This is a genomic window from Cellulomonas septica (assembly GCF_012396155.1).
Lineage (GTDB): Bacteria > Actinomycetota > Actinomycetes > Actinomycetales > Cellulomonadaceae > Cellulomonas > Cellulomonas septica.
The window spans coordinates 1-6,889 of the sequence record NZ_JAAXOY010000138.1 but is presented as its reverse complement, the minus strand read 5'-3'; the positions used below and the strand labels follow the sequence as shown (position 1 = coordinate 6,889).

Sequence of the window (6,889 nt, the reverse complement as noted above, 5' to 3'; positions counted from 1 at the left end):
GCTCGACTACGGGCTCCTCTGGTTCAAGGGCCAGCACATCGGGACCGGCCAGGCACCCGTCAAGAAGTACAACCGCCAGCTGCGGGACCTCATCGCCGGCGGCAAGGCCGAGCCGTCGTTCCACCACTGGTGGCTGAGGAGCGCGAGCCGGCAGCGCGCGACGTCCGCGTGGCCCGGCCGGACGACGTCGCGCCCCTGCGCGGGCGGCTCCTGCGCACGGTCGAGCAGCAGCACGCGGTGCCCGCGTCGTGCGAGCGCCCACGCCGTCGCGGAGCCCGTCGCCCCGGCGCCGATCACCACGACGTCGTACCGGTCCTGCGTCACGTCGCCCCCTCCCGCGCGTGACACCGTGCCCCGTCGCGGGGCAGATTCTAGGGATTCGTCCCGATTCGCGAACATCGCTGTCCGCGAGGAGAGATCGTCTGACCTGGGTGCCCGATCCGTCGACGCGCGTCGGGCCGCGGCTGGCGGCGCGCTGGCCGGGCGACGTGCCGCGCCGGCCGCGGCGTCGCGCCCTTCAGTAGCGCGTGATGCCGCCCGTCGTGCCGGCCTGCTTCTCCAGCCGCGCGATCCGCTCCGCCATGGGGGGGTGCGTCGCGAACATCTTGGCGAGCCCCTGACCCGAGAACGGGTTGGCGATCATGAGGTGCGAGACGTCGACGAGCTCGCGGTCCTGCGGCAGCGGGCGCGCCTTGGTCCCGGACTCGAGCTTGCGCAGCGCCGACGCGAGCGCGAGCGGGTCGCCGGTCAGGCGGGCGCCGTCCTCGTCGGCGTCGTACTCACGCGTGCGGCTGATCGCGAGCTGGATGAGGGTCGCCGCGAGCGGCGCGAGGAACGCCAGCAGGAGGCCGGCAAGCGGGTTGCCGCCACGGTCGCGGTCGGAGCCGCCGCCGAAGAAGAGCGCGAGCTGGGCGAGCGACGTGATGACGCCCGCGACGGCGGCCGCGACCGACGACGTGAGGATGTCGCGGTTGTAGACGTGCATGAGCTCGTGCCCGAGCACGCCGCGCAGCTCGCGCTCGTCGAGCAGGTGCAGGATGCCCTCGGTGCAGCACACGGCCGCGTTCTGCGGGTTGCGGCCCGTCGCGAACGCGTTCGGGGCGGCCGTCGGCGAGACGTACAGGCGCGGCATCGGCTGGCGGGCCTGGGTCGAGAGCTCGCGGACGATGCGGTACATCGCCGGTTGCTCGATCTCGCTGACCGGGCGCGCGCGCATCGCGCGGATCGCGATCTTGTCGGAGTTCCAGTACGAGTACGCGGTCATCACGAGGCCCAGGGCCGCGAAGATCAGCAGGTACTTCGGCGTGCCGCCGCCGAGCAGCCACCCGATGCCGAGCAGCACCGCCCACAGGGCCCCGAACAGCGCCGCCGTCTTCAGCCCGTTGAAGTGCTGGTGTCCCATACGTGCGCACCCGTTCCTTCCCGCGTCTCGCACCCGACCAACGCGGGCCGCGACCCGCAGGTTCCCTCGTATTGTGTGCTCCACGTCCCGCCGACGACGCCGACGACGCACCCACCACCCCTCCTCAGCCCCGGAGCCCGTGATGCGCACAGCCCGCTGGACCGCCCTGACCGCAGCCCTCGTCGCCACGCTCGCGGTCGCGGCCTGTGCGCCCGTCGACGACGCGCCGACGGGCGACCCGACGTCGACGGCCGACGGCCTCGCCACGGTGAAGAACGGCGTCCTCACCATCGCGACGTCCGACCCGGCCTACGAGCCGTGGGTCGTCGACAACGACCCGAGCAACGGCGAGGGCTTCGAGTCGGCCGTCGCCTACGCGGTCGCCGAGCAGCTCGGCTACGACGCCGACCAGGTCGAGTGGACCGTCGCGAGCTTCGACCAGATCATCGCGCCGGGCGCGAAGGACTTCGACTTCGCGATCAACCAGGTGTCGATCAGCGACGAGCGCAAGCAGAGCCTCGCGTTCTCCTCGCCGTACTACGAGACGACGCAGGCCGTCGTGACGCTCGAGGGCTCCCCCGCCGCCGATGCGACGAGCCTCGCCGACCTCAAGGACGTGCGGATCGGCGCGATGGTCGGCACCACGAGCCTCACCGCCGCGCAGAACACGATCGCGCCGACGACCCCCGTCTCGCCGTTCAACGACAACGACCAGGTCAAGCAGGCCCTCACGTCCGGGCTCGTCGACGCGATCGTCGTCGACCTGCCGACCGCGCTCTACGTCACCGCGGCCGAGCTCGACGGCGGCGTTCTCGTCGGCCAGCTCCCCGGCAGCGCGGGCGGCGACCAGTTCGGCCTCGTGATGGACCTCGACAGCCCGCTGACCGCCGACGTGTCCGCCGCGGTCGACGCGCTGCGCGAGGACGGCACGCTCGCCGAGCTCGAGGCGCAGTGGCTGACCGACGCCGCGGGCGCACCCGTCCTGAAGTGACGGCGGGAGCGTCGGCGGCCCCGGTCGCCTGGGAGCCGTCGGAGCACCAGCGCGCTCGGGACGCCTACCGGCGCTCGCGGGCGCGCCGGTCGACCGCGGTGGCGATCGTCTCGACGATCGCGCTGACCGCCGTCGCGGTGCTCGGGCTCGTCTCGTCGCCCGGGTGGCCGCGGGTCAAGGCGTCGTTCTTCGACCCGGAGGTCGCGCGTGCGTCGCTGCCGGCGGTGCTCGAGGGCCTGTGGCTCAACATCCGCGTCATGGCGGTGTGCGCGGTCGTGATCGTCGTCGTCGCGCTCGGCCTCGCGCTCGCGCGCACGCTGCGCGGCCCCGTGTTCTTCCCGCTGCGGGCGCTCGCGACCGGCTACGTCGACGTCTTCCGCGGGCTGCCGCTCATCCTGGTGCTGCTGCTCGTCGGGTTCGGGCTGCCGGGCCTGCGGCTCCAGGGCGTCCCGACGTCCGCCGTGGTCCTCGGCGGGCTCGCGCTGGTGCTCACGTACTCCGCGTACGTCGCCGAGGTGTTCCGCGCGGGCATCGAGTCCGTGCACCCGTCGCAGGTCGCGGCCGCCCGGTCGCTCGGGCTGACGCGCGGGCAGGCGATGCGGCACGTCGTCCTCCCGCAGGCGGTCCGGCGCGTCGTGCCGCCGCTCCTCAACGACCTCGTCGCGCTGTCCAAGGACTCGGGCCTCATCTCGATCCTCGGCGCGATCGACGCGGTGCGCGCCGCGCAGATCGAGACCGCGCGCTACGCCAACTTCACGCCGTACGTCGTCGCGGGCGTGCTGTTCGTGCTCCTCACGATCCCGCTCACGCGGTTCACCGACGTGCTCGCCCGCCGGTCCGGCTGGCTCGGGGCGCAGGGGTCGCTCGCGGGCGGCGGGGCGCTGCGGTGACCGCGGGGGACGCTGCGAGCGACGCACCCCTGCTGCGGGTCCGCGGGCTGCGCAAGACGTTCGGCGAGCACGTCGTCCTCGACGACCTGTCGCTCGACGTCGAGGCGCACCGCGTCGTCGTGCTCATCGGCGCGTCCGGGTCCGGGAAGTCCACGCTGCTGCGGTGCGTCGACCTGCTCGAGGACGTCGACGACGGCGTCATCGAGCTCGAGGGGCAGGACATCACCGACCCGCGCCTCGACGCGAACGCCGTGCGCGCGCGGATCGGCATGGTGTTCCAGTCGTACAACCTGTTCCCGCACCTGCGCGTGCTCGACAACGTCACGCTCGCGCCCCGGCTCGTGCACCGCACACCGCGCCCGCAGGCCGAGACCGAGGCGATGGCCGTCCTCGAGCGCGTCGGGCTCGCCGACAAGGCGCGGTCGTTCCCCGACGAGCTTTCCGGCGGTCAGCAGCAGCGCGTCGCCATCGCCCGCGCGCTGCTCGGCAAGCCCGCCGTCATGCTGCTCGACGAGGTCACGAGCGCGCTCGACCCCGAGCTCGTCGGCGAGGTGCTCGACCTGCTCGTCGAGCTCAAGTCGACCGGCCTCACGATGGTCGTCGCGACGCACGAGATGGGGTTCGCGCGCGAGGTGGCCGACGAGGTGTGCTTCCTGCACGCCGGGCGCGTGCACGAGCGCGGGACCGCCGCGCAGGTGCTGGGCGACCCGCAGGAGGAACGGACGCGCGAGTTCCTGCGGCGGCTGCACGCCTGACGCGCCTGCGGCGCGCGACAGCACGACAGGCGGACCACCGGACCGGACGTCTCGCCACCGACGCGACGAGGCCCGGCTCCCCTCGCGGGGCCGGGCCTCGTGGCGTCGTGCGTGCGGTCAGGCGGTCGGCACGTCGCGGCCGAGCGAGATCGCGACCATGTCCTCGCGCGGGACGACCTTGACGCGCTCGCGGCCGTGCGGCTCGCCGAGGGACCTCTCCCACGCGTCGAGCAGCTCCCAGCCGGTCCACGTGATGACGTCGACACCCCGCGCGGCGAGGAACTCGTCGACGGCCTTCGGCTCGCGGTCCGTCGCCGTGTAGAACGCGTCGCCGCCCTCGGCGACGTCCTCGCCGAGGTGGCGGATCGTCTCCGACGCGTCCGACTTGGTGTGGCCGATGAGGCCGACCGGGCCACGCTTGATCCAGCCGGTGGCGTACACGCCGGGGATGTGCTCGCCGTCGACGTCCACGACGCGACCCTCGCGGTTCGGGATGACGCCCGCGACGTCGTCGAACGGGATGTCGACGAGCGGCGAGCCGAAGTAGCCGACCGCGCGGTAGACGGCCTGGACGGGCCAGTCGTGCGTCTGCCCCGTGCCCGTGACGTTGCCGTCGCCGTTGAGCGCGGTGCGCTCGGTACGGATCCCGACGACCTTGCCGTCCTCGCCGAGGATCTCGACCGGCTTGTGCAGGAAGTGCAGGTGGATCCGGCGGCTCGCGGTGAGCTCCTCGGGCTCCTTGAGCGTCCAGTCCGTGAGGGTCTTGACGACCTGCTTGGTCTGGTTCGAGGAGTGGATCGCGGCCATCGAGCCCTCGTCGAACTCGAAGTCCTCGGGGTAGACGATGACGTCGACGTCCGGCACGTGCCCGAGCTCGCGCAGCTCGAGCGGCGAGAACTTCACCTGCGCGGGGCCGCGGCGGGCGAAGACGTGCACGTCGGTGACGGGCGACGCCTTGAGGAGGTCGTAGACGTTGGCGGGGACCTCGGTCGGGAGCAGGTCGTCGGCGTGCTTCGCGAGGATGCGCGCGACGTCGAGCGCGACGTTGCCGGCACCAAGCACCGCGACGTGCTGGGCCTCGAGCGGCCACGTGCGCGGGACGTCGGGGTGGCCGTCGTACCAGGACACGAAGTCCGCGGCACCGTAGGAGCCGTCGAGGTCGATGCCCGGGATCGGCAGGGCCGCGTCGCGGATCGAGCCCGTGGAGAAGATCACCGCGTCGTAGAACTGGCGCAGGTCGTCGAGCTTGAGGTCCGTGCCGTAGTCGACGTTCGCGAGGAGGCGGATGTCGCCGCGCTCGAGCACCTTGTGCAGCGCGACGATGATCTGCTTGATGCGCGGGTGGTCCGGCGCGACGCCGTAGCGCACCAGGCCGAACGGCGCGGGCAGACGCTCGAACAGGTCGATGCTGACGTCGAGGTCCGTCTTCGACAGGATGTCGGCGGCGTAGATGCCGGCCGGTCCGGCGCCGACGACGGCGACGCGCAGGGTCGGGGTGCTCACGGGACGGTTCGCCTTCCGATCGGGGAGCGGTCGTCCGCACCGCGGACGGGTGGGTCCAGCGGTGGACGTTACCGGGACGCAGCGGGCATGCCGACGCGGCCGTGCGGCGAACAGTCTAGGTCGGCGGGTGAGGGTCGCCTCACCCGTTTCACGATCTGGACCGCAGGTCCATGATGCAAGACACACGTCCGATTTCGGGGTAGTGGCGAGCGCTTACGCTCGACGGGTGCCCGGAACACCCGACGCAGCGGTCCCCGGACCCGCCGCGACGTCCCCCCTCACCCCCGCATCCTCCCCTGATGACGCCCCTGCCGCCGCGTCGACGCCCGTCGGTGCCGCCTCGACGCCGAGCGCCTCCGCCGACGTGGCGCCGACCCCGCCGTCGGCGCGCGGCGGGCTGGCCGCCGGCATCGCCGCCTACGCGCTGTGGGGCGTGCTGCCCCTGTACTTCCCGCTGCTCGAACCCGCCGGCGCGGTCGAGATCATCGCCCACCGCGTCGTCTGGTCCCTGCTGTTCTGCCTCGTGCTGCTGCTCGTCACACGGACCTGGACCGGGTTCGTCGCCGCGCTCCGCGACCGCCGCACGCTCGGGCTGCTCGCCGTCGCCGCCGTCCTGCTCGCCGTGAACTGGCTCGTGTTCGTCTTCGGCGTCCTCACCGACCGGGTCGTCGACGCCGCCCTCGGGTACTTCATCAACCCGCTCGTCACCGTCGCCCTCGCCGTCCTCGTGCTCCGCGAACGCCTGCGGCCCGTGCAGTGTGTCGCGCTCGGGTGCGGTGCGCTCGCCGTCGTCGTCATCACCGTCGGCTACGGGCAGCTCCCCTGGATCGCCCTCACGCTCGCGCTCAGCTTCGGGTTCTACGGCCTCATCAAGAACCGCGTCGGACGCAGCGTCGCCGCGATCCCCGGCATGACCGCCGAGACGCTCCTGCTCGCCCCGCTCGCCCTCGGGTACCTCGTCGTGCTCGGCGTCGACGGCACCGGGACCTTCGCCGCGTACGGCCCCTGGCACGCCGTCGCGCTCGTCTCGTCCGGCGTCGTGACCGCCGTGCCGCTCCTGCTGTTCAACTCCGCCGCCCGCCGGCTTCCCCTGAGCGTCGTCGGGCTGCTGCAGTACCTCGCGCCCGTCCTGCAGCTCCTCATCGGCGTCGTCGTGCTGCACGAGCAGATGCCCGTCGCCCGGTGGTGGGGGTTCGCGCTCGTGTGGGTCGCGCTCATCCTGCTGACCGTCGACGGGCTGCGGAACCGGCTGCACGCGCGCACGCGGACCGCCGCGGCCTGACGAGCACCGGGCGTCAGCGCCGCGGCACCGTCGCGTCACCCCGCCCTGCTGCTCCTGCGGCACGCC

The 6,889-nt window shown here is 72.9% G+C and carries 7 protein-coding genes; 4 read left to right on the top strand and 3 right to left on the bottom strand.

All coding sequences use genetic code 11. The features are described 5' to 3' along the window. Positions 1 to 6: 6 nt before the first annotated feature. Positions 7 to 324 (bottom strand): FAD-dependent oxidoreductase, encoded by a 318-nt coding sequence (locus HGA02_RS07415; protein ID WP_343035353.1) that lies wholly within the window; start codon positions 322 to 324, stop codon positions 7 to 9. 193 nt (positions 325 to 517) lie between these two features. After that, complete coding sequence (gene htpX, locus HGA02_RS07410; protein WP_168678487.1) at positions 518 to 1,402, bottom strand: zinc metalloprotease HtpX; 885 nt, start codon at positions 1,400 to 1,402, stop codon at positions 518 to 520. A 142-nt stretch (positions 1,403 to 1,544) separates the two neighbouring features. Here htpX and HGA02_RS07405 point away from each other — a divergent pair, with 142 nt between their 5' ends. Genes HGA02_RS07405 through HGA02_RS07395 form a run of 3 tightly spaced genes read left to right on the top strand, consistent with a single transcriptional unit; the run spans position 1,545 to position 4,038 of the window. Then, positions 1,545 to 2,393 carry an ABC transporter substrate-binding protein gene (locus tag HGA02_RS07405; protein WP_168678486.1) on the top strand — a complete coding sequence of 283 codons (849 nt, stop codon included), beginning with the start codon at positions 1,545 to 1,547 and terminating at the stop codon, positions 2,391 to 2,393. Beyond that, positions 2,390 to 3,283 carry an ABC transporter permease subunit gene (locus HGA02_RS07400; RefSeq protein ID WP_168678485.1) on the top strand — a complete coding sequence of 298 codons (894 nt, stop codon included), beginning with the start codon at positions 2,390 to 2,392 and terminating at the stop codon, positions 3,281 to 3,283. The genes HGA02_RS07405 and HGA02_RS07400 overlap by 4 nt, the downstream gene beginning before the upstream one ends. Next, entirely contained in the window at positions 3,280 to 4,038 is a 759-nt protein-coding gene (locus HGA02_RS07395; protein WP_168678484.1) for an ATP-binding cassette domain-containing protein, read from the top strand. The genes HGA02_RS07400 and HGA02_RS07395 overlap by 4 nt, the downstream gene beginning before the upstream one ends. A gap of 117 nt (positions 4,039 to 4,155) precedes the next feature. On the opposite strand, the gene HGA02_RS07390 is transcribed toward HGA02_RS07395, so the two are convergent. Beyond that, complete coding sequence (locus tag HGA02_RS07390; RefSeq protein WP_168678483.1) at positions 4,156 to 5,541, bottom strand: FAD-dependent oxidoreductase; 1,386 nt, start codon at positions 5,539 to 5,541, stop codon at positions 4,156 to 4,158. A gap of 364 nt (positions 5,542 to 5,905) precedes the next feature. Between HGA02_RS07390 and rarD the strand changes: the two genes are divergently transcribed. Beyond that, the gene (gene rarD / locus HGA02_RS07385) at positions 5,906 to 6,823 is read left to right on the top strand and encodes an EamA family transporter RarD (protein ID WP_168678489.1); all 918 of its coding nucleotides are present in this window, start codon (positions 5,906 to 5,908) and stop codon (positions 6,821 to 6,823) included. Positions 6,824 to 6,889: the final 66 nt, after the last annotated feature.

Coding starts and splice junctions, on each gene's coding strand:
- htpX (WP_168678487.1), bottom strand. CDS start 1,402: ATGGGACACCAGCACTTCAACGGGCTGAAGACGGCGGCGCTGTTCGGG.
- HGA02_RS07405 (WP_168678486.1), top strand. CDS start 1,545: ATGCGCACAGCCCGCTGGACCGCCCTGACCGCAGCCCTCGTCGCCACG.